General features: G+C 59.3%; 19 protein-coding genes and 3 pseudogenes. 9 read left to right on the top strand and 13 right to left on the bottom strand.

The window, feature by feature from the left end:
• On the bottom strand, positions 1-350 hold a 350-nt coding region (locus AC0L23_RS37885), incomplete at its 3' end, for a transposase family protein (RefSeq protein WP_473358242.1).
• A gap of 1,100 nt (positions 351-1,450) precedes the next feature.
• On the opposite strand from AC0L23_RS37885, the pseudogene AC0L23_RS37880 reads away from it, so the two are divergent.
• A pseudogene (locus tag AC0L23_RS37880) lies at positions 1,451-2,410 on the top strand (IS481 family transposase).
• A gap of 293 nt (positions 2,411-2,703) precedes the next feature.
• Here the strand turns inward: AC0L23_RS37880 and AC0L23_RS37875 are convergent.
• The 7 genes and pseudogenes from AC0L23_RS37875 to AC0L23_RS37845 all read right to left on the bottom strand — a co-directional run bounded on the left by AC0L23_RS37875 (position 2,704) and on the right by AC0L23_RS37845 (position 10,612).
• Positions 2,704-3,639, bottom strand: a complete 936-nt coding sequence (locus AC0L23_RS37875) for a TauD/TfdA dioxygenase family protein (RefSeq protein ID WP_473358241.1) — start codon at positions 3,637-3,639, stop codon at positions 2,704-2,706.
• 290 nt (positions 3,640-3,929) lie between these two features.
• The gene (locus tag AC0L23_RS37870) at positions 3,930-4,145 is read right to left on the bottom strand and encodes a hypothetical protein (RefSeq protein WP_085399322.1); all 216 of its coding nucleotides are present in this window, start codon (positions 4,143-4,145) and stop codon (positions 3,930-3,932) included.
• A 150-nt stretch (positions 4,146-4,295) separates the two neighbouring features.
• Positions 4,296-4,389 (bottom strand): annotated as a pseudogene (locus AC0L23_RS37865) (transposase); the annotation flags it as partial.
• A gap of 23 nt (positions 4,390-4,412) precedes the next feature.
• Positions 4,413-5,897 carry an alkaline phosphatase family protein gene (locus AC0L23_RS37860; protein ID WP_085399323.1) on the bottom strand — a complete coding sequence of 495 codons (1,485 nt, stop codon included), beginning with the start codon at positions 5,895-5,897 and terminating at the stop codon, positions 4,413-4,415.
• On the bottom strand, positions 5,894-7,042 hold the full coding sequence (locus AC0L23_RS37855; RefSeq protein ID WP_259217556.1) for an aminotransferase-like domain-containing protein: 1,149 nt from the start codon (positions 7,040-7,042) through the stop codon (positions 5,894-5,896). The genes AC0L23_RS37860 and AC0L23_RS37855 overlap by 4 nt, the downstream gene beginning before the upstream one ends.
• Before the next feature lie 45 nt (positions 7,043-7,087).
• A complete protein-coding gene (locus AC0L23_RS37850) occupies positions 7,088-7,345 on the bottom strand; it encodes an alpha/beta hydrolase fold domain-containing protein (protein ID WP_245343986.1) in 258 nt (85 codons plus the stop codon).
• Positions 7,346-7,582: 237 nt separating this feature from the next.
• A complete protein-coding gene (locus AC0L23_RS37845; RefSeq protein ID WP_473358240.1) occupies positions 7,583-10,612 on the bottom strand; it encodes an extracellular solute-binding protein in 3,030 nt (1,009 codons plus the stop codon).
• A gap of 1,000 nt (positions 10,613-11,612) precedes the next feature.
• Here AC0L23_RS37845 and AC0L23_RS37840 point away from each other — a divergent pair.
• The 3 genes and pseudogenes from AC0L23_RS37840 (at position 11,613) to AC0L23_RS37830 (ending at position 15,452) form a co-directional block, all read left to right on the top strand.
• A pseudogene (locus tag AC0L23_RS37840) lies at positions 11,613-12,563 on the top strand (IS1380 family transposase).
• A gap of 613 nt (positions 12,564-13,176) precedes the next feature.
• Positions 13,177-13,839: a transposase gene (locus AC0L23_RS37835; RefSeq protein ID WP_310473286.1), complete on the top strand. Its 663-nt coding sequence runs from the start codon at positions 13,177-13,179 to the stop codon at positions 13,837-13,839.
• Between the two features lie 32 nt (positions 13,840-13,871).
• Positions 13,872-15,452, top strand: a complete 1,581-nt coding sequence (locus tag AC0L23_RS37830) for a carbohydrate porin (RefSeq protein WP_259217558.1) — start codon at positions 13,872-13,874, stop codon at positions 15,450-15,452.
• 406 nt (positions 15,453-15,858) lie between these two features.
• Here AC0L23_RS37830 and AC0L23_RS37825 read toward each other — a convergent pair whose 3' ends face one another.
• The 4 genes from AC0L23_RS37825 to AC0L23_RS37810 form a co-directional block, all read right to left on the bottom strand.
• Positions 15,859-16,014, bottom strand: a complete 156-nt coding sequence (locus AC0L23_RS37825) for a hypothetical protein (RefSeq protein WP_473358239.1) — start codon at positions 16,012-16,014, stop codon at positions 15,859-15,861.
• A 368-nt stretch (positions 16,015-16,382) separates the two neighbouring features.
• Positions 16,383-17,231: a carbohydrate ABC transporter permease gene (locus tag AC0L23_RS37820; protein ID WP_259217561.1), complete on the bottom strand. Its 849-nt coding sequence runs from the start codon at positions 17,229-17,231 to the stop codon at positions 16,383-16,385.
• Positions 17,228-18,205, bottom strand: coding sequence for a carbohydrate ABC transporter permease (locus AC0L23_RS37815; protein ID WP_473358238.1), 978 nt, complete (start codon positions 18,203-18,205; stop codon positions 17,228-17,230). The genes AC0L23_RS37820 and AC0L23_RS37815 overlap by 4 nt, the downstream gene beginning before the upstream one ends.
• Entirely contained in the window at positions 18,202-19,380 is a 1,179-nt protein-coding gene (locus AC0L23_RS37810) for an ABC transporter ATP-binding protein (protein WP_085399330.1), read from the bottom strand. The genes AC0L23_RS37815 and AC0L23_RS37810 overlap by 4 nt, the downstream gene beginning before the upstream one ends.
• Positions 19,381-20,121: 741 nt before the next feature.
• On the opposite strand from AC0L23_RS37810, the gene AC0L23_RS37805 reads away from it, so the two are divergent.
• The 5 genes from AC0L23_RS37805 (at position 20,122) to AC0L23_RS37785 (ending at position 25,944) form a co-directional block, all read left to right on the top strand.
• Complete coding sequence (locus tag AC0L23_RS37805) at positions 20,122-21,321, top strand: pyridoxal phosphate-dependent aminotransferase (RefSeq protein ID WP_456652769.1); 1,200 nt, start codon at positions 20,122-20,124, stop codon at positions 21,319-21,321.
• Between the two features lie 11 nt (positions 21,322-21,332).
• Positions 21,333-22,205, top strand: a complete 873-nt coding sequence (locus tag AC0L23_RS37800; RefSeq protein WP_473284084.1) for an isocitrate lyase/phosphoenolpyruvate mutase family protein — start codon at positions 21,333-21,335, stop codon at positions 22,203-22,205.
• A gap of 204 nt (positions 22,206-22,409) precedes the next feature.
• The gene (locus AC0L23_RS37795) at positions 22,410-23,318 is read left to right on the top strand and encodes a LysR family transcriptional regulator (RefSeq protein ID WP_085399333.1); all 909 of its coding nucleotides are present in this window, start codon (positions 22,410-22,412) and stop codon (positions 23,316-23,318) included.
• Between the two features lie 1,006 nt (positions 23,319-24,324).
• Entirely contained in the window at positions 24,325-24,795 is a 471-nt protein-coding gene (locus AC0L23_RS37790) for a helix-turn-helix domain-containing protein (protein ID WP_374762367.1), read from the top strand.
• Between the two features lie 429 nt (positions 24,796-25,224).
• On the top strand, positions 25,225-25,944 hold the full coding sequence (locus AC0L23_RS37785; protein ID WP_259217566.1) for a LysR family transcriptional regulator: 720 nt from the start codon (positions 25,225-25,227) through the stop codon (positions 25,942-25,944).
• A gap of 154 nt (positions 25,945-26,098) precedes the next feature.
• On the opposite strand, the gene AC0L23_RS37780 is transcribed toward AC0L23_RS37785, so the two are convergent.
• Positions 26,099-26,356: a DUF2274 domain-containing protein gene (locus AC0L23_RS37780; RefSeq protein WP_259217567.1), complete on the bottom strand. Its 258-nt coding sequence runs from the start codon at positions 26,354-26,356 to the stop codon at positions 26,099-26,101.
• Between the last annotated feature and the right edge of the window lie 133 nt (positions 26,357-26,489).

Here is a 26,489-nt window from a genome sequence, read left to right as displayed (position 1 = left end):
AACCCCAGGTGATGGACGATGTGTTCGAGCCGTGCCGTCCGACGCCGTCGAAGCGGAACGACGTCTTCTCCGAACCGTTCCGCGAAGATACGTCGGCGGCAATGCGGCACCTCGCATGTGAAGCGCCGCGTGAGCAATCGGAGGCGAACCTTTCTGCCCGCCGATGGCAAATCGGCAACATGCCGGACGTAGCGGCTATGGATGCGGTTCGACGCTGTCGCGCACAAAGGACACCGAGCCTCCGCAGCTGCCGACCTAACAGCCAGAATAAGCGAGTCCATTGAATCACTTACACCATCAAACACCAAACCACTCGGTACTAACGATGAGATTTGAAAGCCCGTCCGCATGGCGCTGATTCTCCGTTTGAGAACCACAGTCGCCTGGCAAACTTCATCAGAAATGAGTCAGACCCCGACTGGGACCCCCTATCGGCGTCCACCGATTGGATGCCGATCACCCCGAAAACGGGGTCCTTATTTCATGCCGAAACACAGTTTGCTATTGAACGACGCAACATTGATCATGGATTTGGAGGCAAGCCAATTCCGAATGCTGCGGTCGCTGTGGAAGACGATTGCATAGTTGCCGTCGGCTCCGCAGGCGAGTTGGGTGATCAGGCCAAAACGCGAGTTGTGGCCCGATTGGGACGTATCTTTTGCTGGGCTTCGTTAATGCTCATGACCCCCTAACAACGAAAACGGATTCGTGCCTCGCGGACAGATCGCGCGGGTGCCGATGATGCGCTGATTGTCGTCAAAACCTACTGATCAAATTGGAGAGGGCATCACAACTGCTAGCCGCGCGCCAGCAGATTGTCGGCGTCGCTCAAGTCCGCACTTACAAGCTCGGAGATCGTCGCAACTTGTCAGTTTCGACATTTGCTCAGGGTCTTACTGAAACGCACGAGGTCTTTGTGGATGTAGACGGTCGCTCTAAGCCGAAGAAAGCCGAAGAGCGATGATTAAGCGCGGCGACGCAGGCCGCTTTCAGCCTTGCACATCACCATGACCGCAGGTGCATGGCGCACGCGCTTTGCGACGAGGTCCGGCTCCATCGCGCCCACGCAGGTCCGCTTGGGCCAATGGTGTGGATCGTCGCCAATCCAGATGCACCAAGTTAGGTCAAAAGGCGCCTTGTGGCTCAGATCCGAGAGGCAAGAACGTGGCGGAAAGTATTCGCGCTTTGTTGCTGCGGAGTTGCGACAAAAAGATGATCGAGCTTTGAGATATATCGACGGACTGCTCCGAAGTGCTGGGCTGCGTTTGATCCGGGAAGGTTGCTCCCAATGGGGGGCGTCATACGCCGTTCCTACGTTCCTGCTGGCTGCCTTTCCGCGAAGCAGCTCGGTTCCAAGTGCATGCTTAGACACGAGAGACCTCCACGGAGTTCGCTTTCTTCATACTCACTGCGCTGGTCCGGCGGTATCGCACGATTCGAGGGATGCGCTATGGGACAAATTTTACACGGCTGCGCCACAACGACTGAGGTTGTCTGTCGAGCAATACAAAATAGTCAAGAGAGCCTGAGAGCGCTCGCCAAGCGCTACGGGATCAACCAGAAGACTGTCGCGAAGTGGAAGCTGCGTGAGACCGTCGCCGATCTCCCGACAGGTCCCAGGGAAGCCGAACCGACAGTGCTTTCCATCGAGGAGGAGGCGGTCATCGTCGCTTTCCGGCGGCATACGCTACTGCCGCTTGACGATTGCCTCTATGCGCACCAGTCAACTATCCCGTATCTGACGCGATCATCCTTGAATCGCTGCCTCCAGCCACGGCATCAGCCGATTGCCGGAGGAAGGCAGCAAGCCTTGGATGAAAAAATTCAAGGCTTATCCGATCGGCTACTTCCACATCGACATCGCTGAGCTCCAGACCGCTGAAGGCAAGCTCTACCTCTATGTCGCTATCGATCGCACAAGCAAGTGTTCCTTCATGCAACTGGTCAGGAAGACGGGAGGACCTCAGCCTCCGCCTTCCTCGAAGCTCTGATCGCGGCTGTCTCCTACAAGATCCACACCGTTCTCACCGACAATGGGATCTAGTTCACTTTCCCACTGCGTTACGCGGGCGGCCCGACGGCAAGATACGTGACACATATGTTTGATGTGCACTGCCAAGAGAATGGCATCGAACATCGCCTGACTAAGATCAAGCATCCCTGGACCAATGGCCAAGTCGAGCGCATGAACCGCACGATCAAGGAAGCAACCGTCCAACGCAACCATTATGATCGACACGATCAGCTCGAAGCTCACCTTGCCGACTTCATCAACGCATACAACTACGCTCGGCGGCTGAAGACCCCTGAAGGGCCTCTCGCCTTACGAATACATCTGCAATGCTCGACTTCCCAGCCAGAACGATTCAAACCTAAACCGCTCCAGCAAATGCCGGGACTAAACACATAGAACGCTCATCGCAATCGTGCTTAGATCGCCGAATTTTTCCCTTCGTTTGTTTCATTTGTGTTCCTGCTCGCTACCCATGATGCTGCTTGCGCTGGGAGTGATCACCTTTGCCTATCGGCATGTCGAAATCGGGAGCTCGGTGCCTCGCGAATTCGTGCGTTCGATTTGCTCAATTTTTATCGGTCCTGCTGCCTTCGACGCGCGTCGAAGGCACACTGATCATCCTGGCGAATATCGCCAATCTACGCGCCCGCGAAGCGGAGCCTCCCGATTATTCCGAGCGGTAAGGCTCCTCAGGCCGCGTCGCGTCGGATGCGATCGCCAGGAAAGGCGGCAATCGGCCTCTCGCCGGCTACCGCCAGGTGCAAGACGACGCGCTCCTGTGCCGCCGGCCATCCCTCGCGATTGTGCAGAACGGCGCGGTTGTCGAAGAATACGAAATCGCCGGCCTTCAGGGCAACGCCCCAGAAGCCCCCCGAGCGGAAGACTTCCGCCCAGAGGCGCTCCATGAGAAGTCGGCTCTCGAGCGACGAGCGCCCCTGGATGAGAGCATCGCGACGACGAGGCAAGTAGAGGAGTGGTCTGCGGGTTTCCGGATGCAGTCTGACGAGGGGGTGAAGAGCACCTTCCGCGCGCTTCTCAGGGCTAACCGAGGCGCCTTCCATGAAATCCCAGAAGTCCTGCGAGCGGTTATGAACGCTGTGAATCGCATTGAGCTCGGCGATCTCAGTCTTCAGATCTGCAGGCAGCGATTCATAGAGCTGGTAGGCGCTCATGAAGGAGGTTGTCGGCGGATCGGCAGGCGCGCTCACGCAATGGAGAAGAGAATAGGCATTTGGGGTTTCGCGAAAGGAACCGTCGGTGTGCCATATTTGTGGCCCCGAGCCCTTGTCGCCGAGCGGCCTGCCGTCGGGCGCTACGGCGTTTGAGAGCACCTTGAGCTCAGCTCTGCCAAGTTGCACCGAATCCTTTTCTTCCGCGTTCTTGCGGTCGGAGAGGACATCTCCGAATAAGCTTGCGAATTGCACGAGCTGGTCATGAGTCGAGGCCGTGTCGCTCGCTCTCAATACGAGATACTGGTTGAGCGCGTCCCTGAATTCCCTCACCGCGGTCCCGGACGGTCTCGCGAGCAAAGAGGACAGGTTGAAGTCGACGAGATCCGCGCCGAGATGTGCTGAGGCCGGGCGCAATGCGAAGCCCGCCGCCTTGCCAGTGAATGCCATGCTCATGTGTATCCTCCTCGTTCAATGTTCAATGGTTCAATGCATGTTCGACGCGAGCCTACCGACAGCGAAACGTCACGCGAGACGCGTGTCGGCGGCATTTCCTTCGGATGCCGTCGACGTGCGAGAACATAGAAGCCCGAATTGCTACAGTCGGATGACGTTCATCGACTAATTCGATATGAACTTGCAGAATTCGCGATGACACATGGAGCCACGGTTGTCTTCCGGGCCACGGTTGCACAGCGTTTCAGCGCCGGGCTGTAGACCTCATTCGATCCGCTTGCCTTCAACTGTCAGCTGCGATCATTGAAGCCCTCTTCGCGCTGAAGTCCTTCAGCGTCTGAAAAGGACTGTGCCGAGAATGGTATGATCGTCGCCTCGGAGTGCGCAATTGTGCCTTTGATCGGTCGCGTTTCGACTTTGTCGCCGTCAAGCTTTTGGGAGTTTTCCAGCGAGTTCGACGCAATGGTCAGCTTGCCGTAGCGCAAGGGGACCGCGAAGCTGCGCAACGATCTTTCGCGTGATGACTCCGCATTCCATCGATATTCTAGCGCTGTGCGGCCTCCGACAGGGGCGCAACCATACTCTTGTCGTCGAGATCTAAGTGTTATTCATGCGTGCCGCATCGCACGGTGACAGCGCGTTCGAAAAGGCGAGATCAACTGGCCGCAATATTGCCGTGCAAACCCCGACCGAATGCCGGCCCTTCTTGGGAAAGCCCGTCTGATCGATGATCCGCAAAAGACATTTGGCGTTCAGTCTGGGAGTTCAGTACCTCAAGAGAAACTCCAGCCACCAGCAATGTAGCAGGCAGCGCCGACGTGCTCGCGCCGGAGCACCTGTGTATAGCCTCCGAGATGCGCCTCGAAGACCTCCTCACGTATGGAAATATCAGGAGCCTGGGGCCACTTCAGCAGTTCGTTGAGCACCCGTCCACCCATCGTCAACGGTGCGTCAATGCCAAGCAGATTTAGGATCGTCGGCGCCAGGTCGCAAATCCCCGACGACAAAGAAGATGCGGACCCAATGTTCGGAAAAGCCGATCCCGCGACTATCCCCAAGGCTGCGAGTTCCTTTGGATGCAGCCCGCCGTGAAGGCCGAGACCGGGCCGGCGATCATTGTCATAGAAGGTGCCGCCTACGAGGCCGAATGCGTCGACGCTATCGTCGGCACGGAAAGAAAAGGCAACATCCGGCGCGCGGACATGATCCGCGAAGACGAGGCGGTTTGAGAGGCTCCCGGGAGCGATGCCGTTGACCGCGTCCTTTGAACGCGTGAAGACTGGCCCGCACCACGGCTCGGACGTAATAGTGGCCACCAACCGGGCTACGTTCGCCTCATCCGGATTGGCAAGATAGAGAGCGCCGACCTGGCCCGGCACCACTACCAGATCAACATCAGGAGCAGGTGCGACGCCGGGACTAAAGCCGGCCGCACGTAAGCTGTCGGCGACCGAGATGCGCGTATGGCCGGTGATGTGGCCGTGGTCCGAGATCGCGATGATTTGCACTCGGGCCTGCCTTCCCTCCGCTTCCCACCAGTCGAGCACACGGCCGAACTGGTGGTCACAATGGGCGATGATGGAACACGTCGCCTCCGCGCCCGTGCCGTGGAAATGCGAGGTGACGTCCGGCTCGCCATAGGAAAGGATCGTGACATCGGGATGAGATTTCGACCAAACAACGTCCAAGAAGGCAGAAGTAATCCATTCTTGCCCGGTGCGGTCCGGCTCGATCTTGGGCGGAGCTGGTGGCAACAGACCGACATGGGATTCGATTTCGGTGAGCACATCATCTGGCGTGCAGACCTCGCGAAAATGACCGGAGAGGCGCACATGGCCGAAATCCTCAGCGTTATGATGAAAGAGCCGGGTCGTTCCCGGCGTATTGGTGGCGAGGACAGCGAGGCTCCGTCCGCTCGCGGCCAAGATTTCGCCGAGCGAGCGCGCCGAATAAAGCCGGCCACCGCTCTCGACGTCCAGCCGGCGCAGTAGAACTGCGTCGGAAGTATCGATGTAGCGCGGTGGCGTAACGGCGCGGTCGACGTATTTGTTACCGACCATGCCATGCCGATCGGTCGTGGCGCCGGTGACAAGGCTGGGAAAAGCCGAACGGGTCTCGCTCGGATAGACGGTGCGATGGTTCGTAAGCGTCACCCCGGCCGCCTTCAGGCGCCAAAGGTTGGGGGTCAGTTCTGGGCCAATCAGGTCGGGGCGCAAGCCATCAAAGCTAACAACAATGAAGCGGAGATCGTTAGTCATTGATAAACGCCTGAGACAGGCCCTAGGTCCCGAGCAGTTTGGAGCAAACCTCCGACTACAGCCATAGCTGCCTTCAAGTCGTCGCGGCTGTCGGGGCTGCCGATCACGATACGGACATAGTTCAGGGAAGACTTCGGATCAGTTGCAAAAAGCCGCCCTGGCCGGATTATCACGTTCCTTGAAGCGCATTGCGCAACCAATTCGTCTTGATCGATGATCCCCTCTAGATTGACCCAAAGAAACAGCGCATCTGGCCGCGTCTGAAAAGGGACATTGGCGAGGCAATCTGCGGCGATCCTCTGTCTCGCGATCGCTTCTTGTCTGACGCCGGCCACCATTTTTTCCATCGAACCGTTGGCGAGCCAAAGGTTGACCAACTCGACCGATACCGACGCAGGATACCAGGACGAGATACCATAGAAACGATCTAATGTTTTTTGTGCCGCGTTCGCATCAGGCGCCACGAGATAGCCAACCCGAACGCCAGCGCCGACGCATTTTGCGAAACTTGTGATGTGCCATGTTATATCAGAAGCCAGCGCTCCAAAGGGAGCTGGAACATCCTCCGGAAGGAGTCCGTACACATCGTCTTCAATGATGCTGACTCCATATTGCCTAGCGATTCGAGCGATGTCTTGGCGTCGCTGCATTGACATTACAATCGTGGTCGGGTTGTGGACGGTTGGCATCAGAAAAAGTGCCTTGGGTGCGAACTCACGGCACGCCTTTTCGAACGCCTCTGGTTCCGCGCCATCGTTATCCATTGCTATGATTTTGGTCCGGATACCCTGAACGTGCGCCTGCTTCCGAAAACCGTGATAGCTTAAGGTTTCCATCAAGACCGTATCGCCCGGTCCCGCGACCGACGCCAAGGCAAGAACCATCGCATTCTGGGCACCATTGGTCAGAATGACCCGTTTCGGATCCACGGGTGTTTCGAAGCGCGAGGCCAACCACTCTGCGGCGTGCGCTTTGTCTGCTTCTGTTCCAGAAAACCGATGTTTTCTCAGAACGTTGTGGATTTCTGTCAAGTCACTAAGCGCACGCAGGCCCTCTTTTACAGTACTTCTCAAGTTCAGAGAGGCCGGTGGCGTTGACCGTTCAAGGCTAATAGGCGCGTTTGGGATGTAACTATCTTTAGACATCTGATGGTCCACTAGTTTGTGATTGGATCTGTCGTGACACGACGCTCACGGGCACAAAGCCGTAGAGTGTTTCGGGGATATCACGAGAATGTGCCGACGCTGCGCATCGTCTGGCACATCCGCTTGAGCCAAGACAATGTGGTCGCATATGTGCTCGAGCGGTCGAGCCGCGGCCCCGCGTGGGGCCAATCGCCGGGCAAGTGCGGCGGCGATCGACAGGTTGGCGCCTGCCGATGTGCCTGCGAGGATGATCCGAGTTCCGTCTGTACCGAGCTCATCGCCACGCGAAGCGCACCAGTCCAACGCGGCGCGGACGTCGTCGATTGCCGCCGGAAACGGATTTTCGGGCGCCAGCGCGTAGGCCAACCGATCTTGTTGCGCACGGTTGTGAGCAGGTAGGATGGGAGGCCGCCATCGGCCTCCTGCAGTTCCTTATATTTCCGGGTTGCGGTCAGCATGACCGGATCGATACTCTTTGCCGGCTGCGGCATATCGTGCCTCCTGATTTGATGATTTGGATATGCGGATCGCACTGGACGGTTACTGCGGCCGAGCGCCGAGCAGGGTCTGTACGTCCGAGACCATCGCTCGCATCGCCTCTTCAGGGCGCGCTTTCGTGGAGACCACCGACTGGATCCGGGATTGAATGGCGTCGGTGATCTTGCCGCTGTTCGGCGGAGGAAAGCCGTACCACTGCGTAAGGTGCGAAAGCTGTCTCCCGATCACGGCCATGTTGGTCTTCAACGCCGGATCCTGCTGCGCTTCCTCGAGCTTCTCAGCGGCCGTGCGGTTCACAGGCAAATAGCCGGTCTGCTGTGCCAGGATGGCCTGCGCCTTCGGACCGACCGCATATTTGACGAATTCCCACGCTGCCTTCTGCCGGTTGGGCTTGTTCGTGGCGATGGTGGCGCAATTGCCGCCCGGCGGCAGGCGTCCGATATCGCGCGCCAGAGGATAACCTGCCGTTCGCAGGGTAAACTTGCCCTGCGCCCCTTTCGAAACCGTCTCGAGGAACGCGCTGGAATCCGACATGATCCCGACAGCGCCCGCGAGGAAAGCCTGCCGCGCCTGATCGGGGCTAAGATCGACCATACCGCCTTTGTCAACGAAGTTTTTGAACAGGCCAAGCGCGCCCAGCCCCGCCGATCCGTTGAACGCAATCGTCCTGTCGTCCTCCCCCATTATTTTCCCACCGGCGGAGGTGACCAAGGCCTGAAAGCTCCAGTTGCCGCTGTGACTGTAACGGAAGTTGATGCCCTGTACTCCAGGTCCGAGCGACCGGATTCGCTCTGCCAGCGCGATGATGCCGTCCCAATTGTTCGGAAAGGCATCAGGATCCCCGCCGGCCCGCTTGACGAGATCGGCGTTGAAAAACAGGACAGGCACAGACATGGCAAACGGCAGCCCCATCAACTGTCCCTTGACGGTGCACAGGGGCGACAGGCCATGGTCGTAGCCTTCCGCCGCCAAGGTCGGATCTGCGGCGAATACCGTCAGGTCGATCATAGCCTTGGCTTCGGCGGCCTGACGCATAAGGTTAAAGCCCTGGAAGGCCACATCGGGCGCATCGCCGATCATGATGCCGCGCAAGGTGCGCTGCAGAATTTCTTCGTATGTCTGGATCGGTGTTCCGATATCGATCCGGATATCCGGATTGTCCTTTTCGAATGCCTCAGCGATTGCCCGGTACGGGCCAGCGCTTGCTTGCACAAGAACATTCAGTGTGATGGGCCGGGCGCTCGCCGAGGAAACGGCTAAGCTGAAACAGACGGCCGCAAAGCCTCTCAGGATCTTATTCATAATGAAGCTGCGCTTTCGGTCAAAACTGGGGTGCCTCGATCGGGGGGCCGAGCGGAACAGGGCGTCGCCGATCTTGGTCCGAGCCGGCGCCCGCACAAGGAGGACCGTACCGCCCTTGCCGAAGCGAATGACCTCCGGCTCCCGCCATGGTGTCTCAGTGAAACGCACAACGCCGGCGACTTCGCCGTCGGCCACCGTGTCACCCGGCTCGAAGAAGGATTCGAAGATGCCGTTTGCGGTCGAATAGACGTAATCGCGCGTGGGGTGGCGGAGATAGAATGTGGAAGACGGCGCCGGTTCCTCGTCTGCTTCGTGGGCCAAAACGCCGACATGGTTTAGGAGCCGGGAAAGCCCCCGTTCCGCTGCGCGAAGAGCGCGAAGGGAAAGGCGGCCGCCTCCGCCAAGTTCAGTCGACATATGGCCGACGCCGAGCCGCCGGCAGGAACCCAGAAGGCGTTGGTCTCCATCCATCAGTCCCTCGATCAGGATGCTGTTGAACATGCCGAAGGCTTTGAGAAACCCGATCGGCTCCGCACGCAATTCTGGTTCGTCTGGTGCGACAAGATGGGCGGCCGGAATAAATTCCAGCGAATTCCCGCCGGAATGAAAGTCGAAACAATATCGAACCTCGGAGAGTAGCACGCTGACGACGTGATGCGCGATCATCTGGGTCGGGGTGCCGTCGGCATCGCCGGGAAACAGGCGGTTGAGGTTGCCGCCGTCGATCGGCGAAACGCGATTGCCAGCCTCATCGGCAGGGCCGTTGACGCCGGGCAGGATGATGATCCAGCCCTTGACGAGCTCGGGCGAAAGGCTCCGTAGGAACTTCATGAGGAGTACCTGTCCCTCGTATTCGTCTCCGTGGTTGCCCGCCATCAGCAGGACGCTCGGCCCTACGCCGTTCTTGACCACGGCGATCGGCACGGGAATCCAGCCGGCGCCCGATTCGTTGGAGGAAAACGGTACCCGCAGATAGCCATGCGCAATGCCTTCGGCATTCAGATCGACATCGGTCCACACACGGCTTTTCTGGATCATGGTGTAACGTCTGTTGTGGTGCGTGTCTCTGTCGACATCTCCAGTTCCTCTGCGTGGGCCGCAGTGACGACGCGAATTGCCGTCGTGAGCTCTTCGCTCGATCGGGCGTGGCCAATGCCAACGCGTATCGCCTGCGGCGCGGTCTCTCCAGGAAGCGTGTAAGGTTGGCCGGTACCGATATTGACCGGTTTCGGGAAATCCTGTTCGCAAGCTTTGGGCCGACGTTCCGTTCGGCAAGCGGATCCAGAGGTGCAAAGCGCCATCCGCGGTAACCGCATCAATGTCGGACAGGAGCGGCCTCAGAAGTCGGTGACGTGCCTGCATCTCAACACGGACGGCATCGATGATGTGCCAAGCAGCGCCGTTTTCGATCATCCGGGTCATAACGGCAGCGCTGATCGGGGCAGACATCCAGAAAGTCGCCCTCACTCCCGGCCAAAACAGGGCTCCCGCGCGGTCGGCGCTCGGCGCAACCACATAAGCGATTTTCATGCCCGCTGCGATGCTCTTCGCGACACCCAACAGATAGCAGGCTCGCTCCGGCGCCAGCGCTGCGAGTGGCGGAAGCCGGGTCTCGGGCAGCAGGCTGTAAATATCATCTTCGATGATCTGCAAATCGAAATGTCGCGCCGCGGCGACGATCGCCCCCGACGTCCATGCGACATCGTCGACATAGTCGGATTCTGGAGCGTCGACAGCAGATAGATCGCTTTCGGTCGATCTGTCCGGCAAAGCTCTTCGAGAGCTTCCGGCAGCATGCCCTCTTCATCCATGGCAACACCGCGTGGACGGAGGCCGAACCGCGCCGCAAGTACGAGAATGGGTGGATAGGTCGGGCATTCCAGAGTAAGCACGTTGCCGGGACCGACCAGGACGCCGATCAGCATGTTGAAGGCGCTCTGCGTGCCGTTGGTGACGACCACGCGCCCCGGTTCCGGCGGCATCCCCAGCCGATGGCCGGTGAAAGCCGCGCCCGCAGCGCGATCGAGTTCACTACCCATCCAGCGGTGCGCACCGACCATTTCGCTCGGCGTGAAACGCGCTATGACGTCAGCGAGCGCAGCTCTGTACTCCGGATCGAACACCGCTGGCACCAATGGCGGGTGGGTGCGGCACATCTCGATAACGGGGTGCTCCTCAACGGATTGCATCTGCAGCCTCCCACGGATGACGAGGAACGGCCGGGCCGTTGCCGATCGAGTCGGAACCTTCAGTCCACGCCTCGAGGCCTGCCAGGATATGCACCAGCGTCGACTGCTACACCTCGATGGGCCCAACCACGTCAGGAACTCACCGGCCGATCTCGACAGCGAGACATCACGCAGGATAGACGCGGGCGCACAATTCTTTCGGATGTGTCCAAACAATTCTGATGTCATCGCCTTCGCTTCAACTTCGCCATGCGCGCGAGATTGTGAAGCTCAAATTGCTACAGTCGGATGACGTTCATCGAGTAATTCGATGCGAACCTGTGCAAGATGCGATTATGTATGGCGTGCCGGGAGAGGATGATGTCGCGAGTGGAAGAACTGTCGCGTGTGCGCATCTTCGTCGAGTTCACTCGCGAGCGAGCTTGACGCTCCCGGCAAAGGCTTCTGCATCACCCACAAGCCAATATTGCGCAGCGCTTCCGCCGTTCGGGCTCGCCTGCGGTCGCCTGCCGGACACGGGCCGGGATTTGTGTTCCTAACTGACGCTGTCGCGGCTGGAGAATTCGCCGCGACTGCGCGACGTGATCCGCCTGACCTTGGTCGACGCATGGATGGATAGCTATCCGTGCGAGCCCGCATCCGTCACGCTCAACATCGACGACACCTGCGATGTCGTCCACGGCCATCAGCAGCTCACTGTTCAACGCTCATTATGACGAACGCTGCTTCCTGCCGATCCACGTCTACGACACGGAGACGAGCCGGCCCGTGGCAGTCGTCCTGCGGCCGGCAAGACGCGGGGCGGCGTCGAGGTGCGTGCCCGCTTTCGACGCCTGGTACGGCACATCCGCACGCGATGGCACAAGGCGCGAATTACGTTCCGCGGCGACGGGCACTATGCTTGGCCGGAGGCGATGACGTGGTGCGAGAACAACGGCATCGACTACATCTTCGGTCTGTCCGGTACCAAGCCTGTCGCCAGAAAAGTCGACGAGGTTGCCGACGACATCCGCACGCGACGCGCCATCGAGAACCTGCCTGTTCCGCGCGGCTATACCGAGACGCGCCACGAGGCAAAGTCCTTGGATCGCGAACGGCGCACCCTCGCCCGTATTGAGGCGACGATGCTCGGTCTCGACATCCGGTTCGTCGTCACTAGCCTCGATGCCGGCTCGGCCGAGTGGATCTACGACAGCCTGTATTGCGCGCGCGGCCAGGCCGAGATTCTGATCAAGCTGCATAAGACGCAGCTTGCCTCCGATCGCACCAGTCGCCGTTCGGCGCTCGCCAACCAGGTCCGTCTCGTCCTCCCTACCGCCGCTTATTGGCTGATGCTGACCGTGCGCGATGCCATTCCCAAAGGCCGGGAATTGGCCACTGCGGAGTTCGCGACGCTGCGTCTTCGTCTCCTGAAAATCGCCGCCCGGGTCGCCGAGACCGCGAGCCGCGTTCGCCTCGCGTTCGCCGCGGCATGTCCCGAAGCCGACCTAATCCGCTGCTTGCCAGGCGCGCTCCTGCCGCTCGGTCCTTGACCGGCGGGGCGTGCGCCCCTGTTCGCCCAACCATTCCTCGAGCGCGTTGCAAAGTACGGGTCGTCAGGCGGTGAAAAGCCAACGGCAATCCCGCGCCTCGTCAGAACAGATGTGCGGCCACATGGTTGCAGATCGCGATTCAGTGGGTGCGGTGCATTTCACGGAAACGCCTTGGCGAGAGCCGGAGATTACCGTCAAGAAGGGCGGCACGATCCCGCACGGCGCGCGCCTGCCCGCACGAAGATCGACGACTGCCTGTTCGCGCTCGGCACGCTGCTGACGAATACACGTTGACCACCCCGCCCGTCGCTTAAACTGTCCATCGGACAAAGTGTTTCATTATGCGTATTACAACATTCGTTCTTGGTGGCGCACTCGCCGCGAGCTAATCATCGGGCGCTTTCGCCGAGCCTGTCGCCATCACGGTCGCGTATTCTTCCGGCGCCTATGCCAACGTGATGACGGAGAGCGCGTGCCAGTTTGAAGCGACGCGTCCTGACATGAAGTTCGTCGCGCCGCTCGTGAACAGTGCTCGTCTGAGGACGGCCGTCTTGCGAGTTCATCCGATCTGTAGCTGACTGTCGGTAGGGATATCCTTACTGATAGTCGCCAAGTGCGACGCCTTGAAATTGTGGAGACTGGTCGGCGTCGGCGCTGGTCGGCTACCGAGAAGCTGCGGATTGTCGAGGAAATTGTTTCAGGTCCGCGGCTGGTGTCGGCGACAGAACGGCATCATGGGCTTTCGAAACAGCTTCTGTTTTCGTGGTGCAAGGCCTATCGCGAAGGACAGCTTGGCGGCTGTCCAGTAGGCGGATTTGTGCCGGCCGGGATTGTGTCGGAGGTCCAGCCGACGACAGAGTGTGCGGCATCGGCGGCGACTTGTACTCTGGAAGTCGTGACCGCGAATGGCCGACGCGTGATCGTGGATCGCAACGTCGATGTCGCGGTTGCTACGAACCACGCGAGGGTTCGAGACACTACGCTGATCCCGATTCCAACGGGCGTGCGAGTATGGCTGGCGACGGGCCATACCGACATGCGGCGTGGCTTTCCGAGCCCAGCACACCAGTCAATCATCGTGGTCCCGCCGCTGCAGGTCTTTTTTCCCGTCGATGGTTCGTCGATAGCGCCCGCGTCCACAGGCGTAGGCGCCAGCGTAGCGTGGATTGCTTCAATTCCCGGGCTCGCCGCCGCTGCCTGCTATCGCATGTTTCAGACTATTCCATCGAATAATTGGATGTTCGTCATCCCGCTGTTGCGGTTGAATGTGATTTGAGCGCATCAGGAACATAGCTGCTTGGAGGTGTTATGCGCGTTGAGTTAAGCGAGTTCGATATCCGCTATTTGCCCGTGCAGTCGCTGAGCAGCGTACCGCAAATGACAAAGCACAAAGGATTGCTCGTCGCTGTTTCAGTGGCAGCGAGCCTCGTCAGCGGCACGGCACTCGCACAAACAACCAGTGCGCCGTCCTCCAATGCCGCCGCTTCGGATTTGGCTGTGAAGAAAAAGACCGGCAAGAAGGCGTCCGTACGATCAAACAAATTGCCGAGAAAGGACGGTAATTTTTCCGCGCTGGCAGCACCTGCACACGGACTGAGCCGAACTGGCAGCTTGGGCCCGGTCGCAAGAAGTACAAGCGCAAAAGTCGATCCGTTCGCCAAGTTCGAAAACCTCCGTGAGAAAGGCCTGGAGATCACAATCCCGGGTCCCGCCGATACCGTGGTCCAGGATGCAGGCGGCGTCAGGTCGGCGCTGGCTGACCTCGGAATCGGCTTTGTTGGCTGGTCGCAAGCTACCTACACCAACAATCAATTGCCGAACGCAGCCAAGAGCACGATCGCCAATCAACTCTATTCGGGCCAGATTCCGACGTTCAGCACCAACAACTACTTCTATATGACCTACGATCTCAGCCGATATGGGATTCCCGACGGCCAGATCGTCCTGGGCGCCGATGAACAATACTATACGTGGAAGCCTGGCGGTCCGGATCGCGTCGGACTTGCCACAATGTCGTACTACCAGACGTTCTGGGATCGACGGTTCGAGTTCAAGATTGGCTATCTCAGGCAGAACAACGAGTTTGCGGGTCAGACCGTTGGAGGCAATGCAGCGGCGAACGTCTTCGGCCCTTCGTCAAACATGCTGTACCAGGGAGGCATAAGCAATGCCGCCGCCCCGACGCCGGCGATCAACCTCAAGTTCAACATCGATGATCATTGGTACACCAAAGCCACCGTCCAGCAATCCATGAGTCCGGACGGCTATTTTACGCAAGTCACCCAAAATCCAACTGCGCTGACCCTCTGGAGAACGCCGAACTCGGGTATTCTTTTTCTCGATGAAACGGGCTACTTGAGCAAGGCCGCGCCAGGCTCGCCGGACACCTGGTTCCGCGCGGGAGCCGGTTACAACACCAGCAAGTACAACAACCTGGAATTTCCAACTCTGCCGAGATCCGAGGGGAATACTGTCTATTATGTCGCGACCGACAGACAGTTGTGGCAGACCAATGCTGAGGCGCCGTCACGCGGCATCTATGGCGGGTTTACGGTCATGTATGCCCCGCCTGATCTCAACAAGGTCACGCAGTATCAGGAGCTTCGCCTCTACGCCAAGGGCCTGTTTGACAGCCGGCCGAATGACCAGATTTCTCTTGTCGTCACCGATCTCTATTGGAGCGCTTATGCAGTTGAGGCTGCATTGGCCAAGAAAAATCTTGTACATTGGGATAGTAAAGCAATCTCCGGGACATACACGGCCCGTCTTGCACCAGGAATATATCTGAATCTCGGCGTATCCTACATCAATAACCCAACCACCATTACATACACGCCACAGATTGGGCATGCCCTGAATTTCTCGGCATCAACGAGCATCTTCTTCTAACGGCAGGCCATGCCCGAGCGCCCTCTTGCGGCGGCGCTCCGGATGTCTGAAAAAACAGCGAAGCTTGAAGTTGTGCCTGATCTGGGAGCAGTCCGCGACGGGCTCTCTTTGCGGACAGGAAACTACCAGCGCGGAGCCGAGCTGCGTGCCAATGGGTAGCACCAGTGTCTTGCGGTTTCTAGGCAGGAAGGCAACTGGTCAGCTCATTCTCAGCTTTGAAAGTTATTAGCACTGGCATCAAGTCAGCGCGCCCCGTTGACTGAACGAGGGCAAAACTGGCGATGACGCAATCAACTGTTGTCCGGAGGCATGCAAGCAGGCTTCCGGATCGATGTGGCGCGCGCGTTGAGTGAGCGCTGATGTGGGAAGAGAGCCGCTCAGCCCGGCTTTCGTAGTTCAATGATTATCAGCGCGAGCCTGAGCGCTGGTGCACCACGTAGTAGTAGTAGTAGTAGTAGTAGTAGTAGTAGTAGTAGTAGTAGTAGTAGTAGTAGTAGTAGCAGTTGCAGAGGGCAGTTTCGGAGCGGCGATAGATCCAGCCTGCGTACGAGGATCGGAACAAGGCGTCCAACAATGAATGATCTCTACAATTTGTCTCATGCCGTGCTGTGAGGGCTGCGCATTTCGTGCGCAGCAACTCGAAAAGGCCGTACATCTGAGTGTCGTAGGCCTCGCAGATCAACGCCGCAGAATCTCCGCCAGCAGCGCCGCGACCCGAATTGATTGTGTGACCGCCTTTCGCAAAGCCGGCCCTCGAGGCCGCAACCGTGAGCTCCAGCCGTGACTCCCAGGGATATACCTTCATGGCGGCATTGGTGCCGATGAATGCGCGCTTGCTCTCCATCAAGACGTCGGAGTACGCAAAAGCCGGCGTGTGAAATTAGTCATGGGCTTACGTTCTATAGAACTTGACGGCGGAACGGCGGCGTTTCACTTCACTGCCCCTCCGGTCATTCCTTCGACGAACCATTTCTGAGCGACCAGGAAGGCGATGACGAGGGGCAGCACGACGAGGGTGGATGTGGCCATGAGGGGGCCGTAGTCGTTGCCGGCCTCCTCGTTCTTGAAGGCCATGATCCCGAGTGGTGGCGGCATGAGGGACTGGTCGCGCACTGCGATCAGCGGCCAGAACAGATCGTTCCAATGGCCAACGACCGAGAAAATTGAGAAAGCGATGACGGCCGGCAGCGCCATCGGCACCATGATCTTCCAGACGATCGCGAATTCAGAGAGACCGTCGAGCCGCGCGGCGTGGACCACGTCATCAGGAATGCTCTTGAACAGCTGTCGGAACAGGAAGATGCCGAAGGGCGAGACCACATAAGGGAAGATGAGCGCGGCATAGCTATTGAGGATGCCGAGCTGATAACCAAGGATAAAGAGCGGCAGCGACAGTACCTGGTGCGGTAGCATCAGGCCGATCAGCACCATGCCGAAGAGCAGGTCGCGTCCGGGAAAGCGAAGCTTGGCGAGCGCATAGGCGCAGGGCGCGCAGACAATGATCTGAAGGCCGAGGATCAGAGCACAGACGATCAGGCCATTGCCCATATAGCGCGGCAGCGGCGCTTCGGTCAGCGCTTTGGTATAGTTCTCGACACCGTAGAATTGCGCGGGCCAAAAGGAGAAGGACGCGTGAAAGATCTCGCCCGGCGGCTTGATCGACAGCGATACCATCCACATGAAGGGGACGAGAATGAGCGCGCCGGTGACGAGCAGCACCGCATGGCGAACAATGGCGGCCAGCGGCGAAAGGCTGTTGGTGGAAGTATTGGCGCTCATTGGTAATGCACCTTCCTATCCATAAGCCGGGCTTGAACGAGGGTGAGGGTCACGACGATGGCGAGAAAGACGACCGCAACGGCGGCACCATATCCGGTGCGCAGATACTCAAAGCTCTCCCGATATAGCGTGTAGAGCAGCATTTCGGAGGCGTGGCCGGGCCCGCCTTGGGTAAGCACTTTCACGGTGTCGAAAGACTCGAATGCCCTCAGCGCCACGACGATGACGACGAACATCGAGACCGGCCCGAGCAGCGGCAAGGTGACGGTGCGCAGTCGGTCGAGCCAAAGGTCAGCACCGTCGATATCGGCAGCATCGTAGAGATCCTGCGGGATGCTCTTCAGGCCGGCCAGAAACAGCACCATGGCGTAGCCGAGGTTCTGCCAGATACCGATGACGGCCAGCACCGGGAGGGCTGTATTCTCGTCGCGCAGCCAGTTGGCGGTCGGCAGGCCCATGGCGGCGAGCGTCTGGTTGACGAGGCCGATCGTGGGATGCAGCAATGCCTCCCAAGCGACCGCCATGGCCGTAAGCGTCGCCATGAAGGGCAGGAAGTGGATGGCGCGGTAAAAGGAGCGGCAGGACTTTCCGCGTTCGATCAGAAGTGCGATCAGAAGGCCAAAGACGAGGGTGCCCGGCACGACGATCAGAACGTAGACGATTGTGTTGACGAGCGAGGCCCTAAAACCATCGTCAGCGAAGATCTCGCGGAAGTTGGCGAGGCCGACAAAGGAGAGCGTCAGCCCGCCGAACTGCCAGTCGGTGATCGCGATGACAAAGACGCCGATCACCGGCAGGAAGAACAGGGCGAGCAGAAAGAAGACCGCCGGCCCGGCCAGCGCCCAAGCCGCCAGCGCTTCTGTAAAGGCCCGCCTGCGGGCCGGTGCGGCGGCAAGGGATGGCGGGAGTGTTCGAACGCTACCGGTCGCAGATGGCTCGTTGGGAGCGCCGGTAAGAGCAAGAGGCTCGCTCATCGGGCTACCTCCCGGATCGGCGTGACCGATGCGCGGCCGGATTCGACTTCTTGGCGCAAACGCCGCCCGTTACGATCAAACAGAAGCACACGGTCTGGCCTGACGCCGACGTGTAGGGTCTGGCCGGGGGCGATATCAGGCGCCCGTTCGGCGAGCAGCCTTGCGATCAACGGATGATCGCCACCCGCCAGATCGAAATGGACGAAGAGATCGGAGCCCATATGCTCGATCATGCGCACGGAACCGGTCAGTACGCCCTGCCCGCCGCGTTCGGCGAGATGAAAAGCCTCGGGGCGAATACCGAGGGTGAGATGCGCTCCGGCAAGCGCATCAGCCCCGATAGCAAGCGTCGATCCGGCCACATCGATCAGGCCACGTTCGCGCACCACACCGTCGAGCATGTTGATCTTGGGCGAACCGATGAATTCGGCGACGCGCCGGTCGTCCGGATCGGCATAGATCTCCTGCGGCGGAGCGACCTGCAACAACTCGCCGTCGAGCATCACAGCCACGCGGTCCGACAGCGTCATGGCCTCGGCTTGGTCATGAGTGACATAGACGAAGGTGACCCCGAGCCGCTGGTGCAGTTCCTTGATTTCGGCGCGCATCTGCACACGGAGCTTGGCGTCGAGGTTGGACAGCGGCTCATCCATCAGGAAAACAGCCGGATGACGCACCATTGCCCGGCCGACCGCCACGCGCTGGCGCTGGCCGCCGGAGAGCTGCCCCGGTTTGCGGGCCAGCAGGTGGCCGATGCCGAGGGACTTGGCCGTACGGGTGACTTCCGCGTCGATCTCGGCAGCGATCCGCGCCGTTCCCGGCAGCAGACGGCCCAGAAGAGGAAGCCTCTGGAAGGTCGAGAGCCGGCGCATTCGAAGCGGCAGGCCCATGTTGGAGGCAACCGTCATATGAGGATAGAGCGCGTAAGACTGGAACACCATCGCTACGTCCCGGCACTTCGGCCTGAGGTTGTCGACCGCCCGCTCGCCGATCGAGAGCGAACCTGCATCCTGCACCTCGAGTCCCGCCAGGATACGCAGCAGCGTCGACTTCCCACACCCCGATGGTCCCAACAGCGTCAGGAACTCGCCATCCGCTATCGACAGCGAAACACCACGCAGGACGGATGTCGCGCCGTAATTCTTATGGATGCTGTCAATCGATACGGATGCCATCGCCGTTACCTCCACATCGTCATGAAAACCCCGCAGAGCACGGCAACGAGATCATCCCGTCTGGACGTGTACGCTGGCGTGGCAGACGTTAGAAACTCGTACTGCTACAGTCGGATGACGCTCATCGAATAATTCGATTTGTACATCCGCAGATGCGATGACGTGTTCCGCTCTTGGGGAGAACGACGGAAAATAAGTGCAATCGGTGAGCGCGGTGCGCAACTTTGGTGGGAAGGTCTCGTGGGCGACGCGGGTGGCAAAGGCCTCGGTATCAGCCGGAGTTTCGGCCAGCATCCTCGCTGTCGGGAAAACTATCTCGAGTCAAAGGTCGCCGAGTTGGGCAGCCGAACAGCGAATTGTCGGCCTCCGCCGACGCCCTCGCTAAGCGAGCGATCCTGTTAACTGCGGAGCGCATGCATCGGCGCGACAAAACGGAAGCGAACCGCACCAGCGTGCGCACCTATCTCACAATGTTTTTCTAGGCGCGCTCGTTCAAATCTTCAGTCTCACTCGTCCGAGGTGCGACGAGCCGTGACCAACGTCATCAGTGTTCTGATGTTGCTCGCGGCTTCGACCGCTGGATGGCGCGCCCGCAACAAGGGCACGTCGATGCGACGGGCGTAAAGGATCGTAATTCTCAATGCCTTCATTTGAAAACGCGATGATATGATTGGTTAACCCGTCAAGGAACGAGTAGAAGCCGTCGGGAATTTTCGCTTTGAACTTGGCAGGTATTCTATCTTGTCTCTCGTTGCAGAACGGCTCAATGCCGTCCGTCCCTCCGAAACCAAGGCCATGACCGCCCGCGCCTCCGAACTGAAAGATCAGGGCGCCGATGTGATCACGCTCAGCCAGGGCGAACCGGATTTCGACACGCCGTCTGCTGTCTGCGAAGCCGGTATCCGGGCGATCCGCGATGGGCGGACGAAATACACCGCGGTCGCCGGTATCAAGCCGCTGCGCAAAGTGATCCGCGAGAGCTTCCGCCGCGATCACGGGCTCGACTACGACATCGACCAAATTACGGTCGGCTGTGGGGCCAAGCAGGTCGTATTCAACGCACTGTTCGCCACCCTCGACCCGGGCGAGGAGGTGGTGATCCCGACACCCTGCTGGGTCTCCTATCCCGATATGGTGGCGCTGGCTGGCGGCAAGCCGGTTCTCGTCGCCTGCGATGAATTCCATGGCTTCAAGCTACGCCCCGAGGCGCTCGAAGCTGCCATCACGCCGCGCACCAAGTGGCTCATGCTGAATTCGCCGTCCAATCCGACCGGTGCGGTGTACAGCCGAGGCGAATTGCTCGCGCTCGCTGCGGTGTTGCGCCGCCATGGCCATGTCCATGTGCTCTCCGACGATATTTATGAAAAGCTCACCTACAACGCCGACTTTGCTAGCATGGCGGCGGTCGCGCCGGACCTCTACGAGCGCACGCTGACGGTCAACGGCGTGTCCAAGGCCGACGCGATGACTGGCTGGCGCGTCGGTTATGGCGCGGGGCCTCTGGCGCTGATCAAGGCCATGAACCTCATCCAGGGCCAGACCTCCTCGCACACCAGTTCGATTTCCCAATATGCCGCCATCGAGGCGCTGTCCGGCGGGCGGAAGCATATCCAGGAATTCGCGAGCGCCTTTGTGCAGCGTCGCGACCTCATCGTTGCCAAGCTGAACCAGGCCGCGGGGCTTTCGTGTCGCGTGCCGGACGGCGCCTTCTACGTTTTTCCCTCTTGCGCGGGTGTTATCGGCAAGCGCACACCGGGCGGCAAGGTGATCGAAACCGACACCGATTTTGCCATGTACCTGCTCGACGCATTCGCCGTAGCCGTCGTGCCCGGAAGCGGATTTATGGCCTCGCCCTATATCCGCATTTCCTACGCCTCCTCGCTCGAGGACCTCACCCGCGCCTGCGACCGCATCATCGCCGCCTGCGCCGCCCTGTCCTGAAAGATCTCCGGATGTCCCCTGCCAAACGCCTCCGCGCTCGCATGGCCCAGACCAGCCTTGTCCACATCATGGCGGCCCACAGCCCGCTTTCGGCGATCCTCGCGGAAGAAGCCGGATTCGATGGCCTGTGGGCCTCCGGCTTCGAGTTGTCGGCGCTTTACGGCCTGCCGGACATGAGCCTGATCTCGATGACCCAGCATCTCGACATGCTGCGGGCGATCGCCGGACGCACGACGCTGCCGATCGTCGCCGATATCGATACCGGCTACGGCAACGCAATCAATGTCATCCATGCGATCGGCGAATACGAGCGGGCCGGTGCGAGTGCCGTCGTCATCGAAGACAAGACCTTTCCGAAAGTGACGAGCCTCGTTGCCGGTGGGCGCCAGGAACTGCTGCGCATTGAGGAGTTCAAGGGCAAAATCGCGGCCGCCGTCACGACAAGACAGGATCCGGATTTTCTCGTGATCGCCCGCACCGAAGCGCTGATCGCAGGCCTCGGCGAAACCGAAGCCCTGCAGCGTGCGCAAGCCTATGTGGACGCTGGCGCCGACATGATCTTGATCCATTCGAAAAAGAAGGATCCTTCCGAGATCGAAAGCTTTTCGCGCGCCTGGACCGGATCGGTGCCGCTGGCGATCGTGCCGAACGCGTACCCGGAACTTAATGCCGAGCGCGTCAAGGCACTCGGCAATATTCGCATGACGATCTACGGCAACTACGGGATCCGCGCTGCTGCAACTGGCATGCAGGAAACCTTCCGCCGGATCATCGCCGATGGCGGCGTCCAGAACGTCCACAAGGACATTCTGCCGGTGGAGGACATTTTTAGACTTCAGAGGATGGACGAGATTAAATCAGCCGAATCTCGCTTCCTTTGCTGATCCGTTCCAGCCCGCGCCGCGAATGGCGAGGTTTTCAACGCGATAGGCCATTACGCCGTTCATTTTGGCTTAGGCCGTTTTTGCGCGCGACATATCGTTTATAAGCAGTAATCCGGCGATAGACATCGAATAATGTGCTGGGAACTTTCATTTTGTCGTGGCCTGCTGCCAGTAAGAACTGGCGACAATTTTCTGGAATAGAAGATGGCCACCGAAGACAATGAAGTGCCCCTCAACGCTATCCGCGTGTTCGTGACGATCGCGCGAGAAGGAAGCGTCACGCGCGCGGCTCACGCATTGGGAATGACCCAGAGCTCCGTCAGCCGCTACCTGGCCGTGCTGCAGGACCATCTGGGCACAGACCTCATGCAACGACGCGGCAAGCGGAGCGAATTGACGGAATTCGGACGGCTCTTTGCGAACACAGTCGCCGAGCCGCTAGACACCGTGTGCTTCACCGCTAAGAGAATGCGCCGGCGGGATCGACCAGACGTCAATCGGCTTGTGGTCCGCACGTCGCTTTCGACCTTCGCGTACTCTCTTCTGATTCCGAATCTCCAGGCATTTTCCGCTGAAATGGGCGGCGTCATCGTGGATGTGATCAGCTCACTGTCACTGCCGATATCCTCCGACGATTTCGACATCCTGATTACACGCGATCTTTCCATCGTCGAACCGGCCGACGATTGGGAAATCTACAACGAGCAACTGGTCTGTGTGGGCTCTCCAAATCACGTCGATGGTAAAGGCCTCTCGATTGTTCGCGCAATGCCGATTCTGAATATCACATCTCGGCCCGACATACTGCCCACATGGCTGCGGGCGATGAACCTGACCACTAAAGATATAAGCTCGGGGGCGCGTTATGATCACAATTACCTTGCTCTACCGGCGGTCATGACGGGAAAATGCCTTCTGGTAGCGCCCGAAATCATTGTCAGCGATCTGGTGCGCGGGGGCGCTCTACATGTGATACCAGGATCACGTGCGCCCAGCGGCATGCACTATCGGGCCTATGCGGTCGACCGCAGTGACAATCCCGAAATTTCTCGTGCTTTTTGCCGTTGGCTAGTCCGCCTTTGTAAAAAGGCCACCCTTCCGGAAGCCGCTTGATATCGCATGAGGTCTCCAGATGGTCATCTCCAATCCGACTTATTGGATGGCTGAAGAGCTGATTGCGCGACCAATCACGAGCTCGCCGCGCCAAGGCCCATCGACCGCTGGACTCTGATCTAGCTAGTCTAATCAGGTTTCGCAAAAGCGTGACGGAGCGCGCCGCTCCGACACGCGAAGGGGACGAAGCCGGATCGCCGCGCAACGCGCAGGAAACGCTTCGGCGCGTGTATAGCCCGCGAGCGCGCGAGCGCTTCAGTCACGATGACGCAACATCGCCGGACTGGCGCAACGCGCAACGCCTCGTGTAATCGCGAAGGCCAAAACGCAGGAAGCGCGCATGCTCTCATCCTTGTCGGACTGATCTCCGGCGCTCAGATGCGGATTTTCGAGCACGGTGGAAACTCCCTTGTTGGCGCAAGCCAAACCAAATAGGTGCGTCGGTTGTTGGCGCCTAGCTCGACGTGAGCGCGACAGCTCTGGCTATACCCGGATCAGCGCGTAACTTCGGACGGCGTGTCTCAAAGCATCCGCCCTGATCGATAGTTAGATTCACGATCTCGCATCGCGCAACAGACATCGAATCGTTTGATGAAACGCCCTGGTTTTGCGATGGATGACATCCGCCCTCCGTTGGGCTCGGGCTACAATCTGAGCGCGTCTTGCAGCATGGCAGCGGCCGATGACGTAAGCCCGATGCAGGTCCGTGAGACGCCTTGAGCGCCGACCCTCTCACAGTAACAGGGGAGCGCTTAGAGCTTCGCAAATGCATCAAATCTCTCAAGCATTTGTGCGTAGTTGGTCGATCATGAGCAGCGCATTGATCTCGACTGGACCCATCTTTCGCAATCCCGAATGTGAGCCTGTGCTGAGCATGCAAAGCCGGCGGGCCCGCGGTGGGTCATCTGGCTGAGCTCGGCCGCTGGCGGACCGTCCCACACAACTAAAAATCGTCACAATCCATGCGCACAGCTTCGGTACCTTAGATTAATTTGGTAAGTGTGCGATGGATGATCCAGGCTCGCGACTGTCTATCGAAGCACCTCACATTCCGAACCTTGATCCTCGGCAACTTCGCTATGCTGTTATAGCCGCGGACTTCGGAAGTCTCCGACAGGCGGCTGACGTACCTCTTGTCAAACAAACGACGCTTAGCCGCTCGATACGAAAGTTCGAGCATCTCGTGGGTATTGCGATTTTTGAGCGGTCGAACGCTGGCATTCGTCGACAGCCGCAAGTCGTACTTTTTTCGCGGCGCGGTTCATACTCGAAAACATGGAGGTCTCTCAGCGCCAGAAATCTGCGTGCGCCATGCTTGAATTCAGGCAATGATTCCCAAATCGACCTGACTACGGCTGAGCGATCAGGAACACTTCCGCGGGCCGAGACGCTCAAATTTTCTGCGCAATGGAGGCCAGATAACGAGATCCCCGCTCTGGAGAGGCTCATCGATTGCGCCTGCCCTCCAGAGGGCTGACTGATTTGAACGGCCAAGAGAGGCAAGCCACCGTGGAAGTCCACTCAACTCGCGATAGGAGGCAATAGGTGGGCTGCGGCCTCATCGACACATATGAGGAAAATGAAGGAGACCAGCATGTCCAGTCTGAGGCTATCGGTTCGCAACCCACCTCTGAACACATCGAAAGAGAGGACTGAGAAAGCTCGATTGACGGCTACCATGAAAAGGCGGGCGCTCAAGCGCAAGATCAAAGCTTCCAAAATTTCGGTGGTGTCCTCGTCTGGGTCGACGCCGGAACCGGAATCCTAGCTATTCCGAATTGACCGCACCTCACAGTAGTCAACGAATTCGCTGGCAGGGGTGCTGAAGAAGCGCAAGCAAATGGAGTGACCCATTCAAGAAACAATTTTGTTACCGGCAACTCGCCATAGGGCTTCGACCGCGCCTGTGGAATTTCGAGATCTACGCTGGGCGATCGCCGCATCCCAGCACCGAAGCCTGCGGCAAGCGGCGGAGACGCTCAACATCAAGCAGTCGACTCTTAGTCGCCGCTTGCGCAATCTCGAATGCAAGTTGGGCAGCACTCTGTTCGAGCGCACAAATGGCGGTACGCGACCGACCATTGAAGGTCAGGAATTCCTCGATGCCGCCCGGCGCGTCGTGGGCGAAGCTGATGCAATGAGCGCTCGTCTCAAGACCCGCTCGCGTGGCGAGAGCGGTCGGTTGACCATCGGCATCCACACCTCCCTCTCAGCCGGCAATCTCCGGGCCACTCTCCTCGAGCACCGGCACCGCTTCCCCGATGTCGATAGACAACTGGTCGACGGAGCGAGCGACCATCTGATCTCGGATCTCGCCAGCTCCGCCGTTGACGTCGCCTTGGTGGCCGAGCCCAACCCGAAATGGAGTGACAGGTCATTGTTGCTCTGGAGCGAGCGTGTCGTTGCCGCCCTCCCCGCGAACCATCCGTTGACGGGCCGTGGAGTAGTTCACTGGGGCGAACTGAGGCGCGAATCGCTTTTAATGTCACAGCGAGGCCCGGGACCGGAATTCCTGAAGCTCCTCATCAGCAAATTGGGATCCTCCGACCCTTGCCTGCTGCTTCGCCATGATGTCGTGCTCGACCGCTCCTCTCCTTGGTCGGCGTGGGCTGGGGCATTCTACTGATATTGGAAAGTGCGACTGGCGCAGTCTATCCGGGTGTCACCTTCCGCGAGGTGCATGATGCCGAGGGTCCGACGCGGCTGAGCTTCCGCGCCTATTGGCGGCAGGCCAACTGCAATCCATCGCTGCGTCCGTTCCTCGACCTGCTTCGCGAGCGCTATCCGGATCTTTCCGGTGACGCAGGTGCGGGCTGAGCAGCATTTCGCCGCGCCTTCGCAAAGGCGCGGTCGGTCGCCATGAACCGCTCGATCATCGGCGTGATCAATTTGGCAGGATCGGTCGGCGCCGTCGCGCCTCCGCTACGCGTCAGAATCTCGGCATAGCTTTTGAGGTCCCTGAAGACCGCCGCTGGAAGCTCGATGGTGAGCTTGACCGGCTTGTCGTCTTCAAGCGGCCCAAGTTTCAGCTTCGTCATGGTGTTCCTCCCTTGCCGTCGGGCGCCAGTGCGGATTCCGACGAAGTCGCCCAGGCGTACCGATATGAAGTCGCCCGTGGATTCCGAGACGATGTCGCCCACCTTTCCGATTTGATCTCGCCCAGCGGCGAGG

The organism is Bradyrhizobium sp. MI1.4, from assembly GCF_055811315.1.
Note: the sequence above shows the minus strand (reverse complement) of the source record. Positions and strands in the feature narration are given on the sequence as shown.

What these genes read in the sequence shown, in the direction of transcription:
- AC0L23_RS37875 (WP_473358241.1), bottom strand. Translation starts at nt 3,639, where the DNA reads ATGAGCATGGCATTCACTGGCAAGGCGGCGGGCTTCGCATTGCGCCCG.
- AC0L23_RS37860 (WP_085399323.1), bottom strand. Translation starts at nt 5,897, where the DNA reads ATGACTAACGATCTCCGCTTCATTGTTGTTAGCTTTGATGGCTTGCGC.
- AC0L23_RS37855 (WP_259217556.1), bottom strand. Translation starts at nt 7,042, where the DNA reads ATGTCTAAAGATAGTTACATCCCAAACGCGCCTATTAGCCTTGAACGG.
- AC0L23_RS37830 (WP_259217558.1), top strand. Translation starts at nt 13,872, where the DNA reads ATGCGCGTTGAGTTAAGCGAGTTCGATATCCGCTATTTGCCCGTGCAG.
- AC0L23_RS37820 (WP_259217561.1), bottom strand. Translation starts at nt 17,231, where the DNA reads ATGAGCGCCAATACTTCCACCAACAGCCTTTCGCCGCTGGCCGCCATT.
- AC0L23_RS37815 (WP_473358238.1), bottom strand. Translation starts at nt 18,205, where the DNA reads ATGAGCGAGCCTCTTGCTCTTACCGGCGCTCCCAACGAGCCATCTGCG.
- AC0L23_RS37810 (WP_085399330.1), bottom strand. Translation starts at nt 19,380, where the DNA reads ATGGCATCCGTATCGATTGACAGCATCCATAAGAATTACGGCGCGACA.
- AC0L23_RS37800 (WP_473284084.1), top strand. Translation starts at nt 21,333, where the DNA reads ATGTCCCCTGCCAAACGCCTCCGCGCTCGCATGGCCCAGACCAGCCTT.
- AC0L23_RS37795 (WP_085399333.1), top strand. Translation starts at nt 22,410, where the DNA reads ATGGCCACCGAAGACAATGAAGTGCCCCTCAACGCTATCCGCGTGTTC.
- AC0L23_RS37790 (WP_374762367.1), top strand. Translation starts at nt 24,325, where the DNA reads ATGGATGATCCAGGCTCGCGACTGTCTATCGAAGCACCTCACATTCCG.
- AC0L23_RS37780 (WP_259217567.1), bottom strand. Translation starts at nt 26,356, where the DNA reads ATGACGAAGCTGAAACTTGGGCCGCTTGAAGACGACAAGCCGGTCAAG.